The following is a 26,195-nucleotide window of genomic DNA, read 5'->3' as shown; positions in this document are numbered from 1 at the left end:
TTTCAGAAAGCATCTATGAATGAGCTTTTTCAGACCGTACTGGTCTACGCACTGCCTGTTATTTTTGCGATTACCGTGCATGAAGGTGCGCGTGCTTATGTTGCACGTTATTTCGGTGATACCACGCCGGAAGCAGCAGGGCGCTTGACGCTGAACCCGATCAACCATATCGATCCGCTCGGCACAATTATTTTTCCGGCGGTGTTGTATCTGGCAACCGGCGGTGCTTTTTTGTTTGGCTACGCGAAGCGCTTGCCTCTGAATCCGGGACAAATGCGTGACCCGAAAAAAAATCTGAAATGGCTGGCTTTGTCGGGGCCGGCAGCGAACTTTTCGATGGCGGTATTGTGGGCAATTTTTAGCATTATTCTGATTGTAATGCGTGTCAATGAAAGCTTTTTTGTGGAAATGGCCTCAGCTGGCGTGAAAGTTAACATTGCATTATTCGCATTTCATTTGATCCCGATTCTGCCAATGGCAGGTGGTCAGGTCATTTTCAGCCTGCTGCCCTCCAGGCAGGCTTATCAGTTCGCTAAAGTTGAACCGTATGGCTTTCTTATCGTATTGGGCTTGGCGATTTTGCATTTGTTGCAGTATTGGATGCAGCCACTGATGCGCATACAAATTGAAGTGTTGAATCTGTTGTTGTCGCCTTTGCGTGCGATTTTAGGTTAAGCCTCCTGTGGTAGCGCAAATCAGTACCTGGGTTGAAAGATTTGCCAGTCAGATTCCGCATGGTAAGGTGCTGGATCTGGCGTGCGGGCAGGGGCGGCATACCCGTTTTCTGGCAGCTTCCGGCAGGCAGGTGGTTGCACTGGATAAAGATATCAGCGCAGTGCAGGCAATCGGTGGTGAACAGATTCAGGTCGTTCAGTTTGATCTGGAACCGTCCGAAGAGCAGGCTGCATGGTGTTTTCAGGAAGCAGAATTTGCCGGTATTGTGGTTTGTAACTATCTGCACCGGCCATTGTTTCCTTACCTGCTGAGTTCGCTGGTGCCGGGTGGTTTATTGATTTACGAAACGTTTGCGGCGGGCAATGCCCGCTTCGGACGTCCTTCCAGTCCGCGGTTTTTGCTGAATGATGGTGAATTGCTGTCAGTTTGCGCGGCCGGAAACGGAATGGAAATTGTGGCGTATGAGTGCGGTGAAGTGAAAACGCCCGCACCCGCCCTGATTCAGCGCATTGTGGCGCGCCGCGTCAGCGGTTTATCACAGAATGCGCAGAATCAGAAAGTCTTGCTGTCTGGAGACTAAATTCGAGGGAAGTGTTACCAGAGCACAGGCGCTTCCGTTACAATCAGTGTTTTATTTTCTTATTGCACGAACATGACAAATATTCAGGGTAGCCTGGTTGCAATTGTGACCCCGATGCACGCAGATGGCAGTCTGGATCTGCCTGGATTGCGCAAGCTGATCGACTGGCATATTGAGCAAGGTACAGACGGTATCGTGATCGTCGGTACTACCGGTGAATCTCCGACGGTTTCCGTTGAAGAACATTGCGAACTGATCCGCGTGGCGGTTGAGCACGTCAATAAACGTATCCCGGTCATCGCCGGTTCCGGTGGTAACTCTACTGCTGAAGCAATCGCGCTGACCCGTTTTGCACGTGAAGCCGGTGCAGATGCTTCCCTGCAAGTCGTGCCTTATTACAACCGTCCGACTCAGGAAGGCATGTATCAGCATTTCAAAGCCATCGCTGAAGCAGTGGATATTCCTGTCATTCTGTATAACGTGCCTGGCCGTACTGTTGCGGATATGTCCAACGATACGATTGTGCGTCTGGCACAAGTCCCGGGTATCGTCGGTGTGAAAGATGCAACCGGCAATATCGCACGCGGTATCGACCTGATTCGTCGCGTACCGGAAAGTTTTGCGGTTTACTCCGGTGATGATGCAACAGCCATGGCGCTGATGCTGGTGGGCGGTAAAGGCAATATTTCCGTTACAGCCAACGTTGCGCCAAAAGAAATGCACGAATTATGCGTTGCATCGATGAAAGGTGACATCGCGACTGCACGTGCGATCAACGACAAAGTATTTGGTTTGCACACCAATCTGTTCATTGAACCTAATCCGGTTCCTGTGAAATGGGCGCTGGCAGAAATGGGAATGATCTCCCACGGTCTGCGCCTGCCACTGGTCAATCTGTCTGCGCAATATCACGATGTGGTGAAATCTGCATTGCGTGAAGCAGGTGTATTACAATAACGACCATTTTTCAGGGTCTTTACTGACCCTGACTGAAAAAATCTGATTCATCATCATCGTAGGGACTTTCTCATGGCAAAAAGCATTGTTGCGAAACACAGTGTGATTGGCGCGGCAGCGTTGATTGGTCTGACCGGATGCAGTTCGATTAGTAACCTGGTTGAACCAAATAAAATTGATTACAAAAGCGCCAGTAAGGCAACAACAGTATCCCTGGAAGTTCCTCCTGATCTGACCCAGATTCGCCGCGACAGTCGCTTTGCGGTACCGGATGCGAACAAGAGTACGGCAACTGCATCGGGTTACAATCTGGAAAAATCCGGCCAGAAAGCTGCGTCCGGCAACGTTGCCGTTGCACCTTTGCAGCTGAAAGATATGCGTATCATGAAAGATGGTACACAGCGCTGGCTGGTGGTGAAGCAAAGCCCTGAAGCATTGTGGCCGCAGCTGAAAGATTTCTGGCAGGAACTGGGTTTTCTGGTCAATGTAGAAAATCCTGAAGCCGGTGTGATGGAAACAGACTGGGCTGAAAACCGCGCCAAAATCCCGCAAGACATCATCCGTAACACACTGGGTAAAGTGATTGACTCCTTGTATTCGACCGGTGAGCGCGACAAGTTCCGTACCCGTATCGAACGCGGACAAAACGGCGAGGTGGAAATTTTCATCAGCCATCGTGGTGCGCAAGAAGTTGTAACCGGTGCAAATCGTGACGGTACTGTCTGGCAGGCGCGTGCTTCGGATGCAGGTCTGGAAGCAGAATTCCTGTCTCGCCTGATGGCGCGTCTGGGCGCTGACCCTGAAACTGCGAAATCCTCTGTGACCGCAGCAGCAGAAGTGAAAGCCCGTTCGAAAGTGCTGAAAAAAGGCGACATGACTTACGTTGAAGTCGATGAAGCTTTTGACCGCTCATGGCGTCGTGTTGGTCTGGCACTGGACCGAGGTGGTTTCACCGTGGAAGACCGTGACCGTTCGCAAGGCGTGTATTTTGTACGCTACGTAGATCAGGATGTGGATGCAAAAACCAAAGGTGCATCTGAAGGCTTCTTCTCCAGACTGTTCTCGTTTGGTTCCAAAGATGATTCCAAAACGCCGCGCTTCCGTATCCTTGTGAAAAATGCCGGCGATAATGGTGAAGTCAGCCACGTTTCTGTTCATAATGACGACGGCAAGGTTGAAACATCTCCGGTCGCAGCGAAGATCCTGACCTTGTTGAATGAGCAACTGAAGTAATTGCAGTGCTCTGTCTGATAAAAAACGCAGCTGATCAGCTGCGTTTTTTTATGCTTGCCAGCAAATTGCTGATTGGCGCATATACCGAAAGGCTTTACTGAGAGAAAACAGATTTACACCTGTTGCTCCGCATACTGCTTGTGCGACAGAAATCCCCGCTTTGCTGCATCGCCAAAAACAGGCAATAAAAAAGCCGGCTTGCGCCGGCTTTTTAGCAAATCAAATAATCAGGGATTATTTAGATGCTGGAGTTGCAGTTGCGGAAGCTGCTGGAGCTGCGCCGGAAGCTGCTGCTGCGTCAGATGCTGCTGCTGGTGCTGGAGCTGCTGCTGGAGCTTCTGCTGGTGCAGATGCTGGAGCTGGAGCTACTGCGGAAGCTGCTGGAGCAGATGCTGCTTCTTCTTTTTTGCCGCAAGCAGCCAAAGCGATTGCCAACATAGAAACGAGCAAGAGAGATTTTTTCATGTTTGTACTTTCTGAAAATATATCAAAAAAACAGATCAAAATTATGCGATGAATAATTACCGGTAATTATCGCTCTGTAGGCTGACTGTTCTGTCAGTGTGCAGTAGACTGCTCAGCAACAGAAAAAGTTTCCTAGCCCACGATTATAATGATTTTTCCGGCAATGGAATAGGTATTCACCGCAAATTAAGGTCAAAAAGAGAAATATTTACACCGAGAAAAGCATCTAATGGTGCTTTGCACAAAAATATGCAGCTTTCGGCATGTCAAAACGCTACTTATTTATTCAGCACCAGCCAGCCATCCTCGTACCAGATACACAGTGCATCCAGTACATCCGGCGTCGCTTTACAGACTTCCTCGCCCGACAGTCCACGCTGATCGGCTAATTTTGCCAGTAAAGTTTTATCTTTTGCTGTGACATTGAATGCTTCGCCGTTGATAAACACATGCTTACCCTGATATAGCATGATGGATTTCAGGGCCAGCTTGACACCATTGGCGCGTGCCAGTTCTGCAAATTTCTTCTGGCTGTGCGGACGGCGTGGCGGATCAAAAAAGACACTAGGCTTTGGTTCGGTCAGGTACTCACCCAGGAACAGCGTCATATCTTCGCGTGAGAAACGGATTTTCTCGATTTCTGCCAGCACTTTATCAATCATCGCATCCTGCAATTCAGCCGGACGCGTGACTGGTTCGAGTTCAGGGTCAGCATAGCGCCCCGGCAGTTCCACCGTTTCTGATTTGAAATTCAGGAAACTTTCCGCCAGTTCCTGATAATGCGGTGTACGGAAACCGATCGAATAGGTCATGCATTCGCCTTCCGCGATACCATCGTGCGCATAGTGCGGTGGCAGGTACAGCATATCGCCAGGTTCCAGTACGTATTCTTCTTCCGGTTTGAAGTTACGCAGAATTTTCAGTGGCATACCGTCGATCAGGCTCAGATCTTTCTGTGCGCCGATGCGCCAGCGGCGCTGACCGTGGGCTTGCAGCAGGAAGACATCATATGAATCGAAATGCGGACCAACGCCGCCGCCATCGGCTGCATAGCTGATCATCAGATCATCCAGACGTGCGGACGGCACGAAATTAAACTGGCGCAGCAGTGCATCGGCTTTTTCATTGTGCAGATTCACGCCCTGAATCAGTACGGTCCATTCTTTCGGCTCTTCTACCGGTAAGCGGTCGAACGGGCCTTTGGATAATTCCCAGTGATTACCAAAAGAAGAAATCAGGCGCGATTCCACATCGTCGCGACCCGCTAGCGTAAACAGGTCTTTTTTGCTTAACAGTGGCTTAAAGCCCGGAATTGCCTGCCGGATCAGTAAAGGTTTTTTGTGCCAGTACTCGCTGAAAAATTGTTCGACGGTCAGGCCGCCGAGGAGGGTAAGTGGCAGGGATTTTTTTTTCATAACTTCTGATCAGGAAAAGTCGGCAGACAGGGCGGAAGGTTATAATCCGGCCTGTCCGCAAATTCATTTAAAGGAAACGCTATGAAGATTGTCAAAAACTCGGTTGTTACAGTCCGCTACACATTAACGGACGCAGAAGACAATCTGATTGAGGAAGGTCAAGAGCCTATGGTTTATCTTCACGGGGGATACGATAACATTTTCCCTAAAATTGAAGAAGCCCTGGATGGTAAAGAAGCCGGCTTTGAAACCCGCGTGCAGCTGGAACCGGAAGATGCGTTTGGTGACTACGATGCGCAACTGCTGAAAATCGAAGCGCGTGACCGTTTCCCGGAAGGTCTGGAAGTTGGTATGCAGTTTGAAGGCACGCCGGAAGACGAGGCAGAAGGCGAAGCCCATATTTTTACCGTGACAGATATCGAGGAAGGCAAAGTGGTGCTGGACGGCAATCATCCGCTGGCTGGTATGGCACTACGCTTCGCGCTGAAAGTGGAAGCGGTGCGTGCAGCGTCTGATGAAGAAATCGCACACGGCCACGTGCATGGTGAGCATGGTCATGATCATGGCGACGAAGGCCCGGATGAGGACGACCAGTACCGTACAGTGCATCTGCACTGATCTGATCTGGACACCTCTGGCTTGTCGGCGGGCATTTGCTTGCTGACGTAGCAGGGATGTCGCCCTGGCTCTTGTAGCTATCGCTGATCAGACATCAAAAAGCACCGCCCGGCTAGCGCGGTGCTTTTTCTTTTCCATTTCCGCTTACTTTTCATTGCTAACAATGCTTTGTCTATGCAGAGATCGTCATCAGCCATTTGAAGAAGTCGGGACTTTCTGCCGACGAGCGCCAGGGTGCTGTGCGAAACTCCGCATTTAAGCGGAATTTGGTGTGAATTTCTCGTTTCAGGCAATCAGCGGATCAAACGATTGCTGTCGTATCCATTGGGTTGGGGGAGTTGTACCTCTGCTATCAAGCGGGTGCCAACCAACTGTCGCAGGCTCACAGCGAAATGATGCTGAACCAGATCTGGACGATTTCCGGCATAAGCAGCGGTTGATCAGATCGAAAATATGCGCTACTGAATAAAAAAGCAGGTGAATTTCAAAGAATGAAATTCACCTGCTTCTGCGCTTATTCCGGGAAATAAGCGTATTTATTTAAATAATAATATTATTATTTTTGGATCAGCAAATCTTCCAGTGTTCCACCGGATGCGATATGGTCCTGAATGAAACGTGGTGTTCTGCCACGGCCAGACCATGTGTCATCGCCTTTTTGATATTTAGCCGCGACTTCACCTTTTACGCTGCCACGTTTTTTACCTGCTGGTGCAGTAACATCCAGACCCAGATCTTTCGCAGTAATACCATACGACGAAATTTTCAGTTTGATGTCGGCAACGACAGAATCAAATTCTGCTTTTCTGATTTCTTCAGCCTGAATTTGCAGTGCTGCGATTTGTGCTTGAATATCAGCAAGTGTAGACATGGTTTTCTTTCGTAAAAAATAAATCTGAAGGTGCTATTGTTACACAAAAAGAATTTAAATCGCTATCCCTTTATTTGAAAAATATTGTTGAAAGTATGTGAATTGCACAAAATATAGTCATTATGCGGACTGAATCACATTTTCAGTCGTTTAAATGACATCATCAATTTCTGCATTTATTCATTTGAATGAATCAGCAGAATGATGCAGCTGAATGTTTCAGGCGAGGATAATCGCTGGCATCGTCTGCAAGTTCAGTTATCTCTCGGGATTCTGGTGAAAAACCTTCATTTTTCACGGTTTTTTCTTACGGCAGGTGCCAATGATGGGATAATCCGCACTCGGAATTTTTCTTCAGCCGTGGAAATCGACGGATTTCCCTTCAGTTCTTGTTGTCCGGGTATCGAAATTCATTCTGTTGACGCTGCAATCTGATTTTTTGCCGGGTCTGCGATCTGACTGGCGCATTTGACCTGCTATGCTGTATGCCAAACCCGATCACCGTTTTTCGTGCGCATTGCTGTTGATAAAAGATCATATCGAGCGATGTTGAGCGGAACAAACACCGTTTATTTTGTCCTTAAAGAACGTTTGCCGGATTTAATAAATTATCTTTTTGTAATTCAAAAAAGCATAATTTTCTGTCGGCCAGTCTGGCAAATCTTAAGCGCTTCTTTTAATACACAGTTTTTGGAATTATTTTTATGGAAATTAAAGTCAACTTTCTCGATAAGCTTCGCCTCGAAGCCAAGTTCGATGATTTCACGGTAATCGCAGATCAACCTATCCGTTATAAAGGCGATGGTTCTGCGCCGGGGCCGTTTGACTATTTTCTGGCTTCCTCTGCTTTATGCGCGGCTTATTTTGTGAAGCTGTATTGCAATACGCGCAATATTCCAACAGAAAATATCCGTTTATCGCAAAATAATATCGTTGATCCGGAAAACCGTTATCAGCAAATATTTAAAATTCAGGTCGAATTACCACCGGATATTTCAGAAAAAGACCGCGAAGGTATTTTGCGGTCGATTGACCGCTGTACGGTAAAAAAAGTAGTGCAAACCGGGCCGGAATTTGTGATTGAAGAAGTCGCCAGTCTGGACGCTGACGCACAAGCTTTGCTGACCCTGAATCCGGAAGCCGGCGCCACTACCTATATTCCGGGTAAAGATTTGCCACTGGAGCAAACCATCGCGAATATGTCTTCCGTGCTCGCGAATCTGGGTATCAAAATTGAAATCGCTTCATGGCGCAATATCGTGCCGAATGTCTGGTCTTTGCATATTCGTGATGCGCATTCGCCGATGTGCTTTACCAACGGCAAAGGCGCGACTAAGGAAAGCGCGCTGGCGTCAGCGCTGGGTGAATACATCGAGCGGATCAGCAACAACCATTTCTACGCCGGTGCATACTGGGGCGAAGAAATCGCGAATGCGCCGTTTGTGCATTATCCGAATGAGCAATGGTTCAAACCCGGCCGCAAAGATGCGCTGCCGAAAGAAATTCTCGATGACTACACACGCGGCATTTATGATCCGGATGGCGAACTGCGCGGCACGCATCTGATTGATACCAATTCCGGCAACACCGCGCGCGGCATTTGCTCGCTGCCGTTTGTGCGTGAATCGGACGGCAAGACTGTCTATTTCCCGTCTAACCTGATTGAAAACCTGTACGCCAGTAACGGTATGAGCGCCGGTAACACGCTGGCGGAAGCGCAGGTGCAATGCTTGTCTGAAATTTTTGAACGCGCCGTCAAACGTGAAATTCTGGAAGGCGAAATCGCCTTGCCGGATGTGCCGCAGGACGTGCTGGCGAAATATCCGGGCATCGTGGAAGGCATCAAAGGGCTGGAAGAGCAGGGCTTTCCGGTGCTGGTTAAAGATGCGTCGCTCGGCGGTCAGTATCCGGTCATGTGCGTGACGCTGATGAACCCGCGTACCGGCGGCGTGTTTGCCTCGTTCGGTGCGCATCCTAGTCTGGAAGTCGCGCTGGAACGCAGCCTGACCGAACTGATGCAGGGCCGCAGCTTTGAAGGCCTGAACGATTTGCCGCGCCCGACCTTCGCCAGCGAAGCCGTGACCGAGCCATATAACTTCGTTGAACACTTCATCGATTCCAGCGGCGTCGTGTCATGGCGCTTCTTCAGTGCCAAAGCCGATTATGAATTCGTGGAGTGGGATTTCTCCGGCCATGGTGAAAACTCGAATACCGACGAAGCCGCAACGCTGCTCGGCATCCTCAAAGATATGGGCAAGGAAGTGTATACCGCCGTCTACGACCAGCTCGGCGCAACAGCCTGCCGTATTCTGGTGCCGGGTTATTCCGAAGTCTATCCGGTGGAAGATCTGATCTGGGATAACACCAACAAATCCCTGCTGTTCCGCGAAGATGTGCTGAATATCCATCGCCTTGACGACGAACAGCTGGAAGCACTGCTGGAACGTCTGGAAAACAATGAACTCGATGATTACGGCGATGTTGCATCCCTGATTGGCATCGAATTCGATGAAAACACCGTCTGGGGCCAGCTGACCGTGCTGGAACTGCGTCTGCTGATCAATCTTGCCCTGCAAGACTTTGAAGAAGCGCAGGAACTGGTCGGCGCCTTCCTGCAATACAACGACAACACCGTTGACCGCGGTCTGTTCTATCAGGCCATGAGCGCCGTGCTGGAAATCATCCTCAGCGACGATATGGAACTGGACGATTACGTCGCCAACTTCCGTCGCATGTTCGGTGATGCCCGCATGGATGCCGTTCTCGGCTCCGTCGATGGCAGCGTGCGTTTCTACTGCCTGACGCCAACCAGCATGCAGCTCGAAGGCCTGGACCGCCACCAGCGCCTGCTCGACAGCTACAAAAAACTCCACGCCGCCCGCGTCAAAGCCGCGCAGTAATCCGGCAATCCACACATCAGGCAGACCAGCAAACACGGTCTGCCTGATGTCTTCCCGTCTTCATACCTTCCCGAAGCGCCTGCTTTTTTCACCCGCTTCATTCCCCGTTTCGCCGACAAAGCCGGCATTTGTCCTCCGCAACCACAACACAAGCCGACCCGTTTCCTGCATCCGCGCTGTGCAGGCATCGTCATCTGGCATTCCCGCAAGCCCGGACTTTCTGCCGACGACAGCGGAGTTGGTATGCCGAACACCGCATTTTGATGTTAAAACGGTAAAATAACAGGAGTTGGAGTATTGTTTGTGTCGGAGCGCTCTGTTGCTTGCAATGCGTTCTTTGCTTATGACGCGTGGTTGAACTTCTGTCGCAAACAGGGGAGGTGCTGTCGTTCCTGAAAATCCAACGGCATATAGCGTTGCTTTTGAAATGAAGCTAAATCCTGCCGATTTCGGAAAGAGTAGATCAGTTCACTTCAATCGAGCCAATGCCGTGCTGGACACAGCGTTAAAGAGTGACGCACAGTTTGCGACCATGATGGATGACTTGATCCCAGGGGTTCAATCTTCGGTGTCATCAGTCGGTGGACGTGCAACCCTTTGAACTGGACGTGGGAACACGCATCTTCTTCAACTGCCAATGGACAGTTTGGGGTTATGAGATTAGTACCGACTGCACAGCACACTCCGGGTTCTTCTTTCTGCCGTGTGCTACACCCGAATGCTGGAGCGGCAGGTGGGTATTCTGAGTGGGCGATTCCTGCGGCGCACCTAAAAACTAAAGGATATTCGATGGACTTGGCGCGTTTGAACATTAACATTGGTGGACTACCATCCTGTGGGTATCAAGGGGATGTGAGTGTGTTTGACCAAGTTGCCTTGTTGGTGGGCGTTCCATTGCCACCTTCTTACCTCGAATTGATACACACCGCAGATGGGGGGCATCCAGAGATTGGGTGTTTCTCTCCAATCGGGGCTGATGATGAAAATATGTTTGAAATTGACTACTTCTATGCGTTCGATAATTTGGCTGTTGAGCGCATTCAGGACGTAATTGAGAAGTGGACACCTTTCCTTGGCGAACGTACCCTGCCAATCGGTAGGGATGGTGGAGGAAACCAGATTTTTTTAGATATGAGTTCTGGTTCGGAAACGGTGTGGATTGCTTTGCATGATCAAGGTATGAAAAAAATTAAAATTGCAGAGAGCTTTGAAAGTTTCATCAATAGCTTGAGAGCGAATCCTGACTTCATTTAATGCGGGGGAATAGTGGATAGATACGCAGGGAAGCCATTCCTTAGACTCTTGGAATGTTATCTACTAAACGCGATTGGACAGCTTGATGAGGGCCAACGCTTGGCATTGCAACGAATGGAGCCAAAGTTGAGAGAAGTTTACAAAACGGATGGCTCTTGGGTTGATATTGTTGCGGAGCAGATGGATTTTCCTCTCGAGTTGAATGAACAATTACAAGATATCTGGAAGGGCTATTCTGAATATGTAACACGGCAAGGACTCAAGTCTGATCCGAACCAATTCGTAGCACAATTTGTTGATGAAAACTTTCCTGGACTGTAGAACATACGAACCAAAATCTGCCCGCCGATCTGGCGGGCTTTTTTAGATCTGCGGTTCGGTCTCGGTCGGGTTTCCGGCTCTTAGAGCAGGAAATGATGGTTTGGTTTTTACAAAAAATAGCCAGCTCAGGAGCGAGTAGCTGCGCCGTTGCATCACCTCGGCCACCCGTAAAACGGGCAATCAATCCACCCACCAAAGTATCAACCAAACCATTAACTCAAAAACAGTAAAACACCCGGACAGGATGCCAGATGTGCGTACAAAATGGTTTTTTGTATGCCCACCGTGAAGGCTGTGCGCAAGGCCGTAAGGCGTACCCTTTAAGGCAGTAGGGCGCATTGCAATGCGCCGATTTGGCGCGATACCGGGTTACGGCTAAAAAAAGCAAAACGGAGCCAGCTCTGACATTTATGCAAATATCGTCATTTCAATTTTCCGCAAGCCCGGACTTTCTGCCGACGACAGCGGAGTTGGTATGCTGAACACCGCATTTTGATGTTAAAACGGTAAAATAATACGAGTCTATGTATTGTTGGTGTCGGAGCGCTCTGTTGCTTGCAATGTGTTCTTTGCTTATGACGGGTGGTTGAACTTCTGTCGCAAACAGTACAGTCGATGCGATGGAGGAAACAGGTCGGCTTGGTGGGAAGCTCTATGGCACTGAGAAACTCACAAGCCTTGGTTCCTATCTTGAAAAATGCGGTATTTCGTTGAAGGTCGGGGATGAGTATCTGCCTCCTGGCTATGCCGGCGGTTTCAGTGCAGGCGAGAAATCACTGGTATTACGTAGCGAACCGACCAATTACGAAGTGTGGCACGAATTAACTTATTACCAGCAATATCGGTCTCTTGGAGAAGAGGCTTACACTGCTCAAACACGATTATTGAAAGAACAGCACGTGTTTGACAAGCTTGAGTCGATGCCTAAGCGATGGGAAAGTCTTACGCCAGAACAGATTGGCCATGCTCGTTGGTATATCGATAAAGTTGGGGGGTTATGGTAATGGCTATTTCTAGAGAGCAGGCGAAAGAGCTTGCAATGGCTTACGTCGCCAGCCTTGATCTTCGTGGGTATCAATATGAGTTCGTAGGGATTAGCATTGACGAAAAGTGGCCTAACGAATGGGGGGCCGTATTTGATGTATACACACCGAGTGGAAACCTCATGGATGGTCCTGTAATTTTTGTGGTTGAGAAAAATTCAGGACAAGTCGTGACATTAGTGCAGGAAATGATGGTTTGGTTTCACAAAAATAGCCCACTCAGGAGCGTGTAGCTGCGCCGATGCATTACTTCGACCACCCGTAAAACGGGCAACCAATCCAACCACCAAAGTATCAACCAAACCATCAACTCAAAAACGGTAAAACTCCCGGACAGGATGCCAGATGTGCGTACAAAATGGTTTTTTGTATGCCTACCGTGAAGGCTGTGCGCAGGGCCGTAAGGTGTACCATTTAAGGCAGTAGGGCGCCTTGCAATGCGCCGATTTGGGAGCGATACCGGGTTGCGGCTAAAAAACGTAAAACGGCGGTTGGTTCTGATATATATGCAAATATCGTCATTTCAATTCCCCGCAAGTCCAGATTTTCTGCCGACGACAGCCAGATTGCTGTGCTGAACACCGCATTTGATGCATTTTAAGCGTCATGAGAGCACCTCGCAGGATATAAGATTATCTGTCGGTACTGATAACAAAAAGCCCCGCTTTTCTGTGAGAGAAGCGGGGCTTTTTTCTTCGCGGTCAGCGATCACAGCAAAGCTGTGCTGACTGACCAGCGGGCAGCTAAGCGTTGCGAAAGACGTTTTACAGGTCTTTTTTCAGCTGATACAGCAAGTCCAGTGCCTGTCGCGGGGTGAGGCTGTCGGGGTCGCTGTTTTTCAGTAAGTCCAGTGCCTGTAATTCTTCGTCGCTGAGTTGTGGTGCGCTGGATTGCTCGTCCGGTTCGTCAGCATCGGCCACGGCGGCAGCGGCGAACAGGTCGAACTGGTTGTTGCTGTGGACGGCGTGTGCCTCCAGTTCGGCCAGATGTTTGCGGGCGTTTTTGATCACGCTTTGCGGAATGCCGGCAAGCTGGGCGACTTGCAAGCCGTAGCTTTGCGATGCGGGGCCGGGTTGTACCGCGTGCAGGAACACGATGCTTTCTTTGTGTTCCACCGCAGCCAGATGCACATTGCTGGCGCTGCTGTGGGTGTCCGGCAATTGCGTCAGTTCAAAATAATGCGTCGCAAACAGAGTGAAGCTGCGGGTGTGCTGGATCAGGTGGCGGCTGATTGCCCATGCCAGTGCCAGACCATCGAACGTGGATGTGCCACGGCCGACTTCATCCATCAGCACCAGCGAGTGTTCGGTCGCGCCGTTCAGAATCGCGGCGGATTCGGTCATTTCCACCATGAAGGTAGAGCGGCCGCCTGCCAGATCGTCGGCTGCACCGATACGGGTGTAGATGCGGTCGATCGGTCCAATGGTGGCGCTGTCGGCTGGCACATAACTGCCGATGTAGGCGAGCAGGGTGATCAGCGCAACCTGACGCATAAAGGTGGATTTACCGCCCATGTTCGGGCCGGTAATCAGCAGGAAACGTTTTTCCGGGCTGAGTAAGCAATCGTTGGCGATGAAGCGTTCGATCTGCTGTTCGACCACGGGATGACGGCCCTGATGAATTTGCAGCGAAGGCTGCGCCACCAGTTGCGGACGACACCACTGATGGCGTGCCGCATGGCTGGCCAGTGCGACCAGTACGTCGGTGCTGGCGATGGCACGGGCGATTTCCTGTAACTGACGGATATGCGGGATCAGTTCCTGCAGTAATTGTTCGTACAGGAATTTTTCGCGGGACAGGGCGCGTTCTTGTGCTGACAGTGCTTTGTCTTCAAAGGCTTTCAGTTCCGGCGTGATATAGCGTTCGGCGTTTTTCAGGGTCTGACGGCGGCGGTAGTTTTCCGGGACTTTATCGGCCTGACCATTGGTAACTTCAATATAGAAGCCATGCACGCGGTTGTATTCCACCCGCAGATTGGCGATGCCGGTGCGCTCGCGTTCGCTGGCTTCCAGTTCGGTCAGGAACTGACCGGCGTTTTCAGACAGGGCGCGTAATTCGTCCAGTTCGCTGTCGTAACCATTTGCAATCACGCCGCCGTCGCGCACCAGCGTTGCCGGTGTTTCCAGCAATGCACGCTGCAGCAGGCTTTCGCAGGCTTCCGGCGAGGACAATCCTTCGCTCAGGGTATCGAGCATCGTGGCCGGTGCGACTGAGCTGCTGATTTGCAGGGTTTCTTTCAGTGCAGGCAAATGGCGCAGACCATCGCGCAGTGCTGACAAATCACGCGGACGGGCAGATTGCAGGGCGATGCGGGTGGTGATGCGTTCGACGTCCGGAATCATGTTCAGGGCATTGCGGATAGCATCTGCCTGATCGGACTGCATCAGCGAAGAAATGGCTTGCTGACGTTCAGTCGCCGTCGCCTGATTGCGTAAAGGATGATGCAGCCAGTGGCGCAGCAGGCGCGAACCCATCGCTGTTTTGCAATGATCGAGCAGCGAAAACAGCGTTGGCGATTCCTGACCGCGCAGGGTTTCGGTGATTTCCAGATTGCGGCGGGTGGCGCTGTCGATGCCGATGTAGGCATCTTCGGTTTCCACATGCACCTGATTCACATGGCGCAAGCCCTTGCCTTGCGTGTTTTCCGCGTAGCGCAGAATCGCACCGCTGGCACCAAGCGCTGCCTGCAGGTTTTCAATACCGAAGCCGGTCAGGCTGGTGGTGCAGAGCTGGGTTTTTAAGGCAGCTTCGCCTTGCTTGATATCGAAATGCCAGTCCGGTACATCCGTCAGTTTACCGCTGACCTGGGTGGTGAATTCTTCGGTGAACAGCGTCCCTGCGGAAACCAGAATTTCCGCCGGAGAAATGCGTTCTAATTCCTGCAGCAACAGCTTCTGAATATTTTTTTCATCAGAAGAAATTTCCATCAGGCGCAAATTTCCGCTGGCCAGCGATAACCATGCCAGACCGGCTTGCACCGTTTTGCGGGTTTGCTGCAGGCAGACTGCCAGCAGCGGGCGTTCGGATTTTTCCGGTAACAGATCAGAGTCCGTCAGCGTGCCGGGTGTTACGATACGCATCACTTTGCGTTCAACCGGGCCTTTGGAGGTGGCGGGATCACCAATCTGCTCACAAATTGCGGCGGATTCGCCCATCTTGACCAGTTTCGCCAGATAGCCATCCAGCGAATGAAACGGCACACCTGCCATTTTGATCGGTTCACCACCGGAGCTGCCGCGCTGTGTCAGGGTAATACCGAGCAGACGCGAGACTTTTTCTGCGTCTTCAAAAAACAGTTCGTAAAAATCTCCCATACGGTAAAACACGAGGGTATGCGGATGGTCGTCCTTGATGCGGAGATACTGCTGCATCATTGGCGTGTGTTTGCTGGTGTCTTTTGTCATCTTCTGCAGCGAAAATTGGATTGCGGACTACGGTGGCAGGGCACATTGGCTTGCCGGAACTAAAACGCCGGATCAGCGAGGCTAATCCGGCGTTGTGATGCGCTGAAAACCGGTAGGGAATCAGGCAGATTTGGCGCTGGCGGCAAACGGGCTCAGCAAGTGAACCATCTGGCCGAATACTTTTGGTGTGCCAGCCAGTACGTCACCTTTGTGCAGGTAGTCGGCTTCGCCGGAGAAGTTACCGACGATACCACCGGCTTCTGTTACCAGCAGGGAGCCTGCAGCGATATCCCACGGTGCCAGACCTTTTTCAAAGAAGCCATCGAAACGGCCAACAGCCACGTACGCCAGATCCAGTGCAGCAGAACCTGCGCGACGCAGACCCTGGCATTTCGGTGTCATGACTTTGAACATTTCCATGTACTGATCCAGACCGGACAGATCACGGGATGGGAAGCCGGTGCCGATCAGCGCAGCAGAGATTTTGTCGCAACGGGTCACGCGAACACGTTTTTCGTTCAGGAACGCGCCTGCGCCTTTGCTGGCGGTGAACATTTCATTGCGGGTTGGGTCGTACACCACGGCCTGAGTGATGATGCCTTTGTGTTGCAGGGCGATGGATACGCAGTATTGCGGGTAGCCGTGGATAAAGTTGGTAGTGCCGTCCAGCGGATCGATGATCCAGACGTACTCATTTTCATCATGCAGATTAGCGGATGCACCGGACTCTTCAGCCAGAATCGCGTGGTCAGGGTAAGCGGTTTTGAGAACTTCGATAATCGCTGCTTCAGCAGATTTGTCGACGTCGGTGACGAAGTCGTTGAAGTATTTTTCAGTTACGCCGACACGATCCAGGTCGAAAGTAGCGCGGTTGATAACCGCGGCGCCACGGCGAGCAGCCTTAATGGCTGTGTTGAGCATTGGGTGCATAGATATTCCGATAAAATGACGAAACACATTGCGCCGGTCTGAAAACCGTGCAACATGTCATGATATAGAGTGAAAAAGAACAGGCGCAAAGCGCGATAACCACGTATTTTAAATGAAGTCCGAACAAACTGATACCAGCCCGTACGCAAAAGTCCGATTTATTCTGGTCGAAACCAGTCAGCCCGGCAATGTCGGGGCCGCCGCACGTGCCATGAAAACCATGGGTTTTCATCAACTGTATATTGTCAATCCCCGGTTTGCTGACGTGCTGACCCACCCGGAAGCAGTTGCGTTTGCCAGCGGCGCAACCGATATTCTCGCGTCCGCAACAATTGTGAGTGATATTGCCGAAGCGCTGGAAGGCGTGGTGCATATGGCATCCGTCAGTGCGCGCTTGCGCGAATACTCGCCGCCGGTGGTAACGCCGCGCGCTTTTGCCAGCCATGCTGCTGCACTGAGTGGAGATGTCGCTGTGATTTTCGGCAATGAGCGTTATGGCTTACCGAATGAGATTGTGATCAATAGTCAGCAGCTCATTAATATCCCGGCAAATCCCGAATATTCGTCACTGAATCTGGCGCAGGCAATTCAGGTTGTTGCGTACGAGTTACGTCAGGCGATTACCGACGTTTCTGAAACAAAAACAAAACCTGCTGCTGAAATTTTGAATTTGCCGGCCACGGCGGAGCAAATCGATGGCATGTATGCACATTTACAGCAGGCGCTGGTGGCAATCGGCTTTCTGGATCCGGATAACCCGAAAAAACTGATGCCGAGAATTAAACGCATGTTTGCACGCAGCGGTTTGGAGACTGAAGAAGTTAATATTGTTCGAGGAATATCAAAAAAAATACTCGATCATTTCAATCGGAATTAGGTATTCTTAAGTTTACTGCATAAGTTGCAAACAAATGATAAATAATGTTGCAATAATGGAAAACATTGCTCATCTGCCATTTTCATGGTCATTGCAACTTTGATATAAATACGGAGTTTTGTAGCGGTGGGTTTCTGTCCGCCGGATGTTTTCAAGTAAAGGACCTCATCATTATTCCGTTTCGCAAATCAACGCTGACCTTGCTGTTGTCCGGATTGATCGGACTGATGGCAGCTGAAGAGGCCGGAGCCGTTGCGCTCAGTGGCTTGCGGACGCAGTCTTATCTTGGTCAGCCGTTTAAAGGCCAGCTTGAAATGACCGGGCCGGATGCGCTGATGCTGGACAGCTCTTGTCTGCAGGCGCAGGTTGAGACACCGGATGGCATTTTTATCTCCCCGGTCAGTATTTCCTTAACGCAGCGTAGCAATGCTGTCAGTGTTTCTTTCCAAAGTCGCAAACTGATACACGAACCGGCAATCAAGCTGGTGATTAAAGTCGCATGTGAGGTTCAGCTCAGCCGCGAGTATTTGCTGCTGCTGGATCCGGGTGGTAATGCTGCTGAATCGTCTGCAGTAGTCGCTGGCGGGCAAACTGTGCGTCAGCAGGTTGCAGCGGAACGTCCTTCTGCAAAGATGAAAGCAGGCGCTGCAGCAGAGGGTAACGGTGCAAAGTCAGAAATCGTCAGTCAGCGGAATCAGCCGAAAGCATCAGAATCCAAAAAAGCTAAAACCGAGCGGACGCCAAAACCTGCACCGGTACAGGATGCGCTGAAGTTGTCTGATCAGGTTGAGATGATTGCACAAGGCATGAAGATGTCGCAGTCTTTGTCACTGGGCGCTGCAAATAATAAGTCCGGTGCGCAAGATGTTGAAGAGTTACGTCAGGCGCAGGCACATTTTGCAGCGATGCTGCGCGGAGAAGCAGTAGCGCCTGCTGAGGTGCAAACTGCCTCCAAGGCAGACCAGAGCCGCGCAGAAACCCTGCAAAAAGAGGCGGGACAACTGAAAAAGCAATTGCAGCTGGAAAAAGCGCAGTTGGAAGAGTTGCGTGAAAATTCTGTGTCTGAAAGCTGGATGTGGGCGCTGGGCGGGTTACTGGCGGCTGCACTGGCATCTTCCGGTCTGTTGTATGCCTATGTGCGTCGTTTGCACCGCACGCATTCGGCTAGCTGGTGGGAACAAACACCGGCAAAAACTGAGCCGGAATCGCGTAAGAACATAGAAGAACTGGTGAACAGTGTTCAGGCTGCTTATGCAACCGAGCCGCATTTAACCGATGTTGCGGCCTTGCCGGAAATGCAGTCTCAGGTCAGTACGCCAAAGACGGATTCCCGTTTGCGAACCTTATCTCAGCCAAAAGAGCAGGATCTGGGAAATCTGGAAACGCATTCTGTGTTCGGGCGGACTTATTCTCCTAGTCTCGAAGATACCAACAGCAGCACCTTCAATTTCTTTGCGACGCCAAAAGGAAACACGCTGAAGGTTGAAGAAATTTCCGATGTGACACAGGAAGCTGAATTCTGGATGTCGGTAAATGATCCGGAACGTGCAATTGAAATTCTTGAACCGCAACTCGATGTGGATCACCCGGATTCACCGGTTCCGTGGCTGTATCTGCTGGATCTGTATCGCATGGTGAATAAGAAAGAAGAATACGATGAGTTACGCGATCGTTTCGTCGTCTTTTTCAATGCGAATATTCCAGAGTTTGAAACCGATCCCTCAACGCTGAGCGCACGTCATCTGGATGATTTTGAGCATTTGGTGAAGCGTATCTGCTCGATCTGGGATACCAATGAAGCGATCCCGTTCCTCGAAAGTCTTCTGATTGATGATCGTGACGGCAAGCGTATGGGTTTTGAATTGCCGGTGTACCGCGATATTCTGTTGCTGATTTCGATTGCGCATGAGCTGGAAAAATCCCGTGCGCATGGCGGATTGCCACCTTTACATGCATCTACGTTGCCGCCACGTCAGTTACCGAAAGACCCGATGGCGCAGGTAATGCCTCAGTCTGAGCCGGAGCCTGATAATGGCAATTTGATTGATTTTGAGGTCTATGATTTCCGCAAGTCTGATGAACCGAAATAATCCATAACTTAACAATCATCCCGGCAGCGCTTTTATTGAGGCGCAGTTGTTTTGGTTAGTCAGCAATAAAAAAGGAAGCTTTCGCTTCCTTTTTTCGTTGCGGGCTTTTGGTGCTAAGTAGCAGGCCTCATACAGCGCGGCGGATTTTTTCGACTTTATAGTTTTTGACTTCCGGCGGTGGTTCAATCAGTTTCACAATGGCGAATGTACAGTTATCGCCGCGTGGTGCGCCGCGATCACGTGCTTTACGAATCAGCAGTTCAGCAGCCTGACGCGGTGTGTTTGCCGCAACGGCTGCTGATAATTCCGCATCTTCAAAGTAATGCCACAAACCATCGGAGCACAGCAGGAAATAATCACCGGCTTCCAGATTGCGGTGTTCGCCAATCGTAATGAAGGGCGGTGTCGTGTGCGAACCAAGGACGTTGGTCAGGATGTTTGACAGACGGTGATGCTTGGCTTCTTCCGGGCGGATTTTGCCTTCGTCGACCAGTCTTTCCACGTAAGAGTGGTCACGGGTTTTTTCTGCGAAATTCGGGCCACTGAAACGGTACAGACGGGAATCACCGGCATGTGCCCAGATGGCTTCTTTCTGTGGCGTGATAACCAGTGCGACAAAGGTGCTGTGTGGTTCTTTTTCGGATGATACAGCAGTCAGCTGGATCACGGTGTGAGCTTCCTGAACGATGTTTTCCAGTAACTGGCGGACATCGCCACCCGGATAAAAATCATCAAACAAATGTTTTGCGGTACGGATTACCTGTTCGGCGGCGAGAGCACCACCGCTTTTACCACCCATCCCGTCGGCCACAACAGCCATCATGTATCCGGGCGCGTGCGGAGCCGCGAACAGCGCGACTCTGTCTTGCTGCTCTTGGCGGTCACCGATGTGTTGCCCGGTGCCTGCTTCGATCTTATATTGGCTCATACGTCTTGGTAGATTAAACTATCGGAAAGTCTGAATTGTGGCTTTCCCAGAATTTACATTATTTTACTTTAAGCTGAAGGCTATGAGCCACCCTGAACAAGTACGACAGCGCATCATTGAGCTGGAAGTGGAGCACCGGGACCTGGATCAGGTGATTGCGACCCTGATTCAGGAATCTGGCTACGACGAATTACAGCTCAGGCGTTTAAAAAAGCGCAAATTGCAGCTGAAAGATCACATAACTCTGTTAAAAATGCAACTCACTCCGGACGTTCCGGCTTGATGGCTGTTGTACCACGAAACGTACCGGGAAGGTTGTAACATTTTGAGTGATCAGGACTCAGTATTTATCAAAGACCGCTATGCCGGTGAAGTAGAACATCTGTTCGGCATGGAAGGTCCGCTGGCGCAGGCTTTGGGCGGTTATAAGCCGCGCCGCGCACAAATCGAAATGGCGAAAGCTGTCGCGGATGCCATTGCCGGACAAACGACACTGCTGGCGGAAGCCGGTACCGGCACCGGTAAAACCTATGCATATCTGATTCCGGCTCTGCTGTGGGGCGGCAAAGTTATCGTTTCTACCGGAACGAAGAACTTACAGGATCAGCTGTTTCTGCGCGATATTCCGACGATTAAACGTACGCTCAGAGCGCCGGTATCCGTTGCGCTGCTGAAGGGGCGCGCCAATTACGTCTGTCATTATCATCTGGAACGTACACTGCAAAACGGACGTTTAACCAGCCGTGATGATGTCGTCTATCTGCGCGATATTTCCCGCTTCATCAAAACTACCAATAGCGGCGATAAGGCCGAGCTGGCCCGTGTGCCGGAAACCGCCGGTATCTGGAGTCTGGTGACGTCGACCAAAGACAACTGTCTGGGTTCGGATTGTCAGTACCATCAGGATTGCTTTGTGATGAAAGCGCGTAAGGAAGCGCAGCAGGCTGACGTGGTAGTGGTCAACCATCATTTATTTTTTGCTGACGTCGCACTGAAAGATACCGGCATTGCTGAATTGTTGCCTTCAGCCAACACTGTGATCTTTGACGAAGCCCATCAGTTGCCGGAAACCGCCAGTTTGTTCTTCGGCGATACGGTTTCCACTTCGCAGGTGCTGGAACTGTGCCGCGATGTGCTGGCCGAAGGCTTGTCATTTGCGCGTGACGGCGCTGACTGGGCCAAGCTGGTAGCTCCGGTGGAACGTGCCGCACGTGATATGCGGCTGGCGTTCCCGCAGGATATGGTGCGTCTGGGCGTTGAACAAATTGATGCCGACGGTCCTTTCTTTGAAGCGCTGGATGCGCTGATTGCGGCTTTCAACGACATGATCGCAGTACTGGAAAAGCAGGCGGTACGCGCCGAAACGCTGGAGCAATGCCGTGCCCGCGCCATTTTGCTGCAAGAGCAGTATGAAAACTGGCTGGAACCGCCGAAAGATGAAAAAGAGGGCGATTACGTGTTGTGGGTAGAAGCTTTCTCAGTTTCCCTGCAATTGCACCGCACGCCTTTATCAATTGCACCGATTTTCAATAAGCAGCGCGAAGGGACGCCGCGTGCGTGGATTTTCACTTCCGCCACGATGGCGGTGAAAAATGATTTCACCCACTACGTAGCGCAAATGGGCTTGTGGAATGAACCAGCGCACACCTGGCCAAGTCCGTTCAATTATCAGGAACAAGGCTATCTGTACGTACCTTCCGGTATGCCAGACCCGAATTCCCGCGATTACACCGATGCAGTGCTTGAAAAAGCCTTGCCGGTGATTGGCGCTGCGGGTGGCAAGACCTTCTTCCTTTGTACGACTTTGCGTGCGGTAAAGCACGTCGCAGAACGGCTGCGTACCGAATTTGAAGACCGTGGCTGGCCGTTTCCTTTGTTTGTGCAGGGCGAAGCCGGACGTACCGAATTACTGGATCGATTCCGTGCCGCCGGTAATGGCGTGCTGATCGGCAGCCAGAGTTTCTGGGAAGGCGTGGACGTGCGCGGCGATGCTTTATCGCTCGTGATTATCGACAAACTGCCATTTTCGCCGCCGGATGATCCTGTGCTCGCGGCACGTATCGCGGCGATGGAAAAGAAGGGTATGAATGGCTTTGTTCATCATCAGCTGCCATCCGCCATCATTAACCTGAAGCAGGGGGCTGGACGTCTGATTCGCGATGAAAACGATCGCGGCGTGCTGATGATTTGTGACCCGCGTCTGATCGATAAACCTTATGGTCGCCGTATCTGGCAAAGCCTGCCCGGTTTTGCACGTACCCGTCTGGAGCCGGATGTATTGCGCTTCTTTCAGCAACTGGCCGCCGACAGAAAAGCGGCAAGCGCCGCTGCGCCCGCATCTGCGCAGGCAAAGAGTCCGGTTGCCGCTGCTTCTGATACCCCTGATGCTGCCGAAGAATGACGGATTTGCAGTGTCATTTCAGTGACGACGCACAGCGCGTCGTCTGGCAGCCTTGCTGGCAAGCTTGGGAAAGTCTGCAGCAAACATTTCTGCAAGTGCATCATGAACCTGCATTCTGGCAAGCGAAAACCGGCAATCTGAGCTTGCTGGCGCAGGCAGTGGCGCGTGCCGGTGGCTGTGCCGTGCAGGATTTTCAGACGCTGAACACCGCAGTGCGCGGTAAAACGGCAGATAGCTGGCAGGGCAGGCTTGACGTTTGGTTACAATTTCATGGACAGATCCACGCAATCCAGGCCAGTCAGCAATGGCTGGACTGGCGGCGACAGGATAAACAACAGATGATCCGCAACGAATTACAGCAGCTGCGGCAGACATTACAACAGCTGCAGTTGCCACCATTGTGGCAACCCGCCGGTTTACTGATCATCCCGTGGTTCAGTCGTCGCAAAGAGAATGATTCTTCACTAAGTGACGATCAATGCCTGCAATTGCATGCAGAACTGTGCCAGTTGCCTGAAGTTGATGTTGTCAGCTATTTTCCAGCCACGACACGCCAGTTTTGCAGCGCCGACGAAGAACGCTGGTTGCCCGGCTGCAGCCTGATCTGGCAAGCCGTGCGCTGACGCACCCTTACACTTGAGTTAGCCTGTTTCAGCCCCACGTTCAGCCAGTCGCACCGCATGATGCGGTGATCTGAACAGGAGATGCCATGCTGGCGCAGTTTGCAGTGTTACTGGGAATCGCAGGATTACTGATCGTTGGTATGCTGGTCGTGCCGCGCTGGCGGGTGCGGCGTGCGGTGCACAAAGCCTTTCCGCTCGCGTATTCCGCCATTTTGCGGCGTGATCTGCCGCAATACCGCCACTTAGCGCCGGATCTGCAATGGCAGCTCAAAAAACGCATACAACAATTTCTGTTTGAAAAAACCTTCGTTGGCTGCGCAGGGCTGGAAGTCACCGACCAGATGCGGGTGCTGATCGCCGCGCGCGCCTGCATGCTGTTGCTGAACCGCGAAACCGAAGTTTATCCCGGCCTCAGTCACATCCTGATTTATCCCAGTGTTTTCGTCGTGCCGCGGGAATTCCGTACCGAAGACGGCCTGACCGTGGAATCGCGGCAAGTGCTCAGCGGTGAATCCTGGAGTGACGGCAGGGTGTTGCTGGCGTGGGATCAGGTGTTGCCACCGGAAGGGCAGATGCCCGGACATGATGTGGTGATGCACGAATTTGCGCACCAGTTAGATGGCGAAGACGGTGTAGTGGATGGCGCGCCGGATCTCGGCTCGCAGCAACGCTATCAGGTCTGGTCGCGCGTCATGCGCGCTTGCTACCGTCGCCACGCGCAGATGCTGGCGCACGGAGAACACAGCACCATTGATGAATACGGACAAACCAATCCGGCCGAATTTTTTGCCGTCAGCACCGAAACCTTCTTCACCAATCCGCACGGCCTGAGCGCAGAGTTTCCCGATCTGTTCCGCTTGCTGCGTCAGTTTTACCATGTAGACCCCCGCGAATGGGCGGGGTTTTAAGCTGCCGTTATCGGGTTTGCAGGGCGGGTGATGAACCCAATAGCGTTGGGGCTTGTTCGCCTTCATTCGGTTTTCAGAACGGCAATCGCAGCAAACACATCCTGCATTCGCCAAACGCAAATCCTGAAGCACAAAAGCTGAAACGGAAAGCCTTAAAAGGAAACCCTTCAACGGAAACCGGTAAGAGCGCCGTTCCGAACAAACACCTATCACCCGCAAGGAACGATCTCTTTCAGTCCGGCTCAGCCTGAATTTCAAATATTTAACTAACGGATGATTTTTGATTGCAAAACCGAAAAAATGATCACGGTACTAAGCAACGCTATCCGAAATTCAGACATCGTCTGCAACAAGGAGGAGGGGAAGGTATTTGCTACCTCTACGGCAGCCACATTTGCACGTATCCATCACGCGGGTACTGGCAGGCGGAGAGCAGGGCGTTGTAAGTTAAACATCCGCCTTTTGTGCAGAAATCCGCATTCAGACAAAAAACAGGCTGCCCGCTCGCCCAGTGTTTCTGCCGACAACCGCCAAAATCGCTCAAAAATCTGTGCCGAATTCCGCATTTTGGTGTTTTAATGGCAATTTGGGGACGTTGAGCTTGCTAACCAGCAATGACAGACATTTTGTCGCCATCATCACCGGCCACGCATCCGGCAATCAAGGTATCAGCGCAGACGCTGACTAACGCTCGAACACTGGGACAGGAAAAATATGAAATTCGGCTACACCATCATTTACGTCGCAAACGTTGCCGCATCACTGACATTCTTTGAAACCGCATTCGGCCTGCAACGCCGCTTTCTGCATGAATCCGGTGAATACGGCGAACTGGAAACCGGCGCAACCACGCTGGCGTTTGCCTCGCTGAATCTGGGCAAAATGCACTTTGCCGATGGCGTACTGGCCGCCGCCGACAGCCCGCGCCCGCTGGGCATGGAAATCGCACTGGTCACACCGGAAGTCGAAGCCGCCCACGCCAAAGCCGTCGCCACCGGTGCAACATCCCTCAGCGCCCCCGCCGCCAAACCCTGGGGCCAGACCGTGTCTTACGTCCGCTGCCCGGATGGCACGCTGGTGGAATTGTGTACGCCGATGGGAAGTTGAAGACTTCCATTTGTTAAGTTAGTCGGTGGAATGCTAATAATTGGCGCTTATCTAAGACGATGGATGTAAGCGTGTTAAATACTTCTGTATCTGGTTTCAGGACTAATCCTCGTCCTGAAACCAGATACAGAAGTATTGCCCTGTCGGGTTACTAATGATGATGCCACCGTCAAACGTGGATTCCGTCAATGGATTCCAACTTTCCTTGTTTGCCCAGTTGCCGTTGGAAAAGTATCGGCTTGCTGGTTCAGAGAACTGTAAAAGTACCTGTTCCGCAAAGTATTCTGCTTGGGTAACTGGCATGCATTCGTCATCATATGCCATGTCTTTCCAGAGCAGGGCACGTAAAATCAGACTGGCCGAGTCGCGGTCATGTTCAATCAGGGAGTCCGCATCTGGCTCCAGTCCGAATTTTTTTAAAACCTGATTCAATTTTCCGCTGGTATCAGAAATCACCGCATATCGGACTTCACCATATTTTCTTGCCTGAATTATTTTGAGTGGGTCAATCATATCGAATCGTAAATTTGCCTTCTTTTTTAAGGAATGTTTCTCGCTACATAGCATTTAGTAAAGCATAGCATGACGATATCCT

The 26,195-nt window shown here is 51.2% G+C and carries 25 protein-coding genes; 18 read left to right on the top strand and 7 right to left on the bottom strand.

The window, feature by feature from the left end; translation table 11 throughout:
• Positions 1–15 precede the first annotated feature (15 nt).
• From KDM89_RS18255 to bamC, 4 genes are all read left to right on the top strand, one after another.
• On the top strand, positions 16–675 hold the full coding sequence (locus KDM89_RS18255) for a site-2 protease family protein (protein WP_212689361.1): 660 nt from the start codon (positions 16–18) through the stop codon (positions 673–675).
• Positions 676–682: 7 nt separating this feature from the next.
• Positions 683–1,255, top strand: a complete 573-nt coding sequence (locus tag KDM89_RS18250; RefSeq protein ID WP_212689360.1) for a class I SAM-dependent methyltransferase — start codon at positions 683–685, stop codon at positions 1,253–1,255.
• A gap of 72 nt (positions 1,256–1,327) precedes the next feature.
• Positions 1,328–2,212, top strand: coding sequence for a 4-hydroxy-tetrahydrodipicolinate synthase (gene dapA / locus KDM89_RS18245; protein ID WP_212689359.1), 885 nt, complete (start codon positions 1,328–1,330; stop codon positions 2,210–2,212).
• 72 nt (positions 2,213–2,284) lie between these two features.
• Positions 2,285–3,445, top strand: a complete 1,161-nt coding sequence (bamC, locus tag KDM89_RS18240; protein WP_212689358.1) for an outer membrane protein assembly factor BamC — start codon at positions 2,285–2,287, stop codon at positions 3,443–3,445.
• Between the two features lie 234 nt (positions 3,446–3,679).
• On the opposite strand, the gene KDM89_RS22575 is transcribed toward bamC, so the two are convergent.
• Both KDM89_RS22575 and KDM89_RS18230 read right to left on the bottom strand, forming a co-directional pair.
• Complete coding sequence (locus KDM89_RS22575; protein WP_229793019.1) at positions 3,680–3,910, bottom strand: hypothetical protein; 231 nt, start codon at positions 3,908–3,910, stop codon at positions 3,680–3,682.
• 278 nt (positions 3,911–4,188) lie between these two features.
• The gene (locus tag KDM89_RS18230) at positions 4,189–5,325 is read right to left on the bottom strand and encodes a cupin domain-containing protein (RefSeq protein ID WP_212689356.1); all 1,137 of its coding nucleotides are present in this window, start codon (positions 5,323–5,325) and stop codon (positions 4,189–4,191) included.
• 81 nt (positions 5,326–5,406) lie between these two features.
• Between KDM89_RS18230 and KDM89_RS18225 the strand changes: the two genes are divergently transcribed.
• Positions 5,407–5,943: an FKBP-type peptidyl-prolyl cis-trans isomerase gene (locus KDM89_RS18225; protein ID WP_212689355.1), complete on the top strand. Its 537-nt coding sequence runs from the start codon at positions 5,407–5,409 to the stop codon at positions 5,941–5,943.
• Between the two features lie 556 nt (positions 5,944–6,499).
• On the opposite strand, the gene KDM89_RS18220 is transcribed toward KDM89_RS18225, so the two are convergent.
• Complete coding sequence (locus KDM89_RS18220) at positions 6,500–6,814, bottom strand: H-NS histone family protein (RefSeq protein ID WP_212689354.1); 315 nt, start codon at positions 6,812–6,814, stop codon at positions 6,500–6,502.
• A gap of 201 nt (positions 6,815–7,015) precedes the next feature.
• Between KDM89_RS18220 and KDM89_RS18215 the strand changes: the two genes are divergently transcribed.
• From KDM89_RS18215 to KDM89_RS18190, 6 genes are all read left to right on the top strand, one after another.
• Positions 7,016–7,249: a hypothetical protein gene (locus KDM89_RS18215; RefSeq protein WP_212689353.1), complete on the top strand. Its 234-nt coding sequence runs from the start codon at positions 7,016–7,018 to the stop codon at positions 7,247–7,249.
• A gap of 269 nt (positions 7,250–7,518) precedes the next feature.
• A complete protein-coding gene (locus KDM89_RS18210; RefSeq protein ID WP_212689352.1) occupies positions 7,519–9,714 on the top strand; it encodes an OsmC domain/YcaO domain-containing protein in 2,196 nt (731 codons plus the stop codon).
• A 654-nt stretch (positions 9,715–10,368) separates the two neighbouring features.
• Entirely contained in the window at positions 10,369–10,968 is a 600-nt protein-coding gene (locus KDM89_RS18205) for an SMI1/KNR4 family protein (protein ID WP_212689351.1), read from the top strand.
• Between the two features lie 99 nt (positions 10,969–11,067).
• On the top strand, positions 11,068–11,289 hold the full coding sequence (locus KDM89_RS18200) for a hypothetical protein (RefSeq protein ID WP_230427964.1): 222 nt from the start codon (positions 11,068–11,070) through the stop codon (positions 11,287–11,289).
• 620 nt (positions 11,290–11,909) lie between these two features.
• Positions 11,910–12,293, top strand: a complete 384-nt coding sequence (locus KDM89_RS18195) for a zincin-like metallopeptidase toxin domain-containing protein (RefSeq protein ID WP_212689349.1) — start codon at positions 11,910–11,912, stop codon at positions 12,291–12,293.
• Positions 12,293–12,565: a hypothetical protein gene (locus KDM89_RS18190; RefSeq protein ID WP_212689348.1), complete on the top strand. Its 273-nt coding sequence runs from the start codon at positions 12,293–12,295 to the stop codon at positions 12,563–12,565. The genes KDM89_RS18195 and KDM89_RS18190 overlap by 1 nt, the downstream gene beginning before the upstream one ends.
• 531 nt (positions 12,566–13,096) lie before the next feature.
• Here the strand turns inward: KDM89_RS18190 and mutS are convergent.
• A complete protein-coding gene (gene mutS / locus KDM89_RS18185) occupies positions 13,097–15,736 on the bottom strand; it encodes a DNA mismatch repair protein MutS (protein WP_230427963.1) in 2,640 nt (879 codons plus the stop codon).
• A 120-nt stretch (positions 15,737–15,856) separates the two neighbouring features.
• Positions 15,857–16,666, bottom strand: a complete 810-nt coding sequence (locus KDM89_RS18180; protein ID WP_438947529.1) for an inositol monophosphatase family protein — start codon at positions 16,664–16,666, stop codon at positions 15,857–15,859.
• Positions 16,667–16,778: 112 nt separating this feature from the next.
• On the opposite strand from KDM89_RS18180, the gene KDM89_RS18175 reads away from it, so the two are divergent.
• Positions 16,779–17,543, top strand: coding sequence for an RNA methyltransferase (locus KDM89_RS18175; RefSeq protein ID WP_212689347.1), 765 nt, complete (start codon positions 16,779–16,781; stop codon positions 17,541–17,543).
• Positions 17,544–17,770: 227 nt separating this feature from the next.
• Entirely contained in the window at positions 17,771–19,633 is a 1,863-nt protein-coding gene (locus KDM89_RS18170) for a type IV pilus assembly protein FimV (RefSeq protein ID WP_212689346.1), read from the top strand.
• A gap of 127 nt (positions 19,634–19,760) precedes the next feature.
• Here the strand turns inward: KDM89_RS18170 and KDM89_RS18165 are convergent, their stop codons facing one another.
• Positions 19,761–20,561 carry a PP2C family protein-serine/threonine phosphatase gene (locus KDM89_RS18165; RefSeq protein WP_212689345.1) on the bottom strand — a complete coding sequence of 267 codons (801 nt, stop codon included), beginning with the start codon at positions 20,559–20,561 and terminating at the stop codon, positions 19,761–19,763.
• Positions 20,562–20,643: 82 nt separating this feature from the next.
• Between KDM89_RS18165 and KDM89_RS18160 the strand changes: the two genes are divergently transcribed.
• From KDM89_RS18160 to KDM89_RS18140, 5 genes are all read left to right on the top strand, one after another.
• Positions 20,644–20,844, top strand: coding sequence for a YdcH family protein (locus KDM89_RS18160; RefSeq protein ID WP_212689380.1), 201 nt, complete (start codon positions 20,644–20,646; stop codon positions 20,842–20,844).
• 42 nt (positions 20,845–20,886) lie between these two features.
• On the top strand, positions 20,887–22,962 hold the full coding sequence (locus KDM89_RS18155; protein ID WP_230427962.1) for an ATP-dependent DNA helicase: 2,076 nt from the start codon (positions 20,887–20,889) through the stop codon (positions 22,960–22,962).
• Positions 22,959–23,585: a hypothetical protein gene (locus tag KDM89_RS18150; protein WP_212689344.1), complete on the top strand. Its 627-nt coding sequence runs from the start codon at positions 22,959–22,961 to the stop codon at positions 23,583–23,585. The genes KDM89_RS18155 and KDM89_RS18150 overlap by 4 nt, the downstream gene beginning before the upstream one ends.
• Before the next feature lie 86 nt (positions 23,586–23,671).
• Complete coding sequence (locus KDM89_RS18145) at positions 23,672–24,493, top strand: M90 family metallopeptidase (protein ID WP_212689343.1); 822 nt, start codon at positions 23,672–23,674, stop codon at positions 24,491–24,493.
• A gap of 714 nt (positions 24,494–25,207) precedes the next feature.
• Complete coding sequence (locus tag KDM89_RS18140; RefSeq protein ID WP_212689342.1) at positions 25,208–25,600, top strand: VOC family protein; 393 nt, start codon at positions 25,208–25,210, stop codon at positions 25,598–25,600.
• 102 nt (positions 25,601–25,702) lie between these two features.
• On the opposite strand, the gene KDM89_RS18135 is transcribed toward KDM89_RS18140, so the two are convergent.
• Positions 25,703–26,113, bottom strand: a complete 411-nt coding sequence (locus KDM89_RS18135) for a hypothetical protein (protein ID WP_212689341.1) — start codon at positions 26,111–26,113, stop codon at positions 25,703–25,705.
• Between the last annotated feature and the right edge of the window lie 82 nt (positions 26,114–26,195).

Origin of the sequence: Cognatundibacterium luofuense, from assembly GCF_018139685.1 — a bacterium.
Classification (GTDB): domain Bacteria; phylum Pseudomonadota; class Gammaproteobacteria; order Burkholderiales; family Burkholderiaceae_D; genus Undibacterium; species Undibacterium luofuense.
This window is presented reverse-complemented; position numbering and strand designations above follow the sequence as displayed.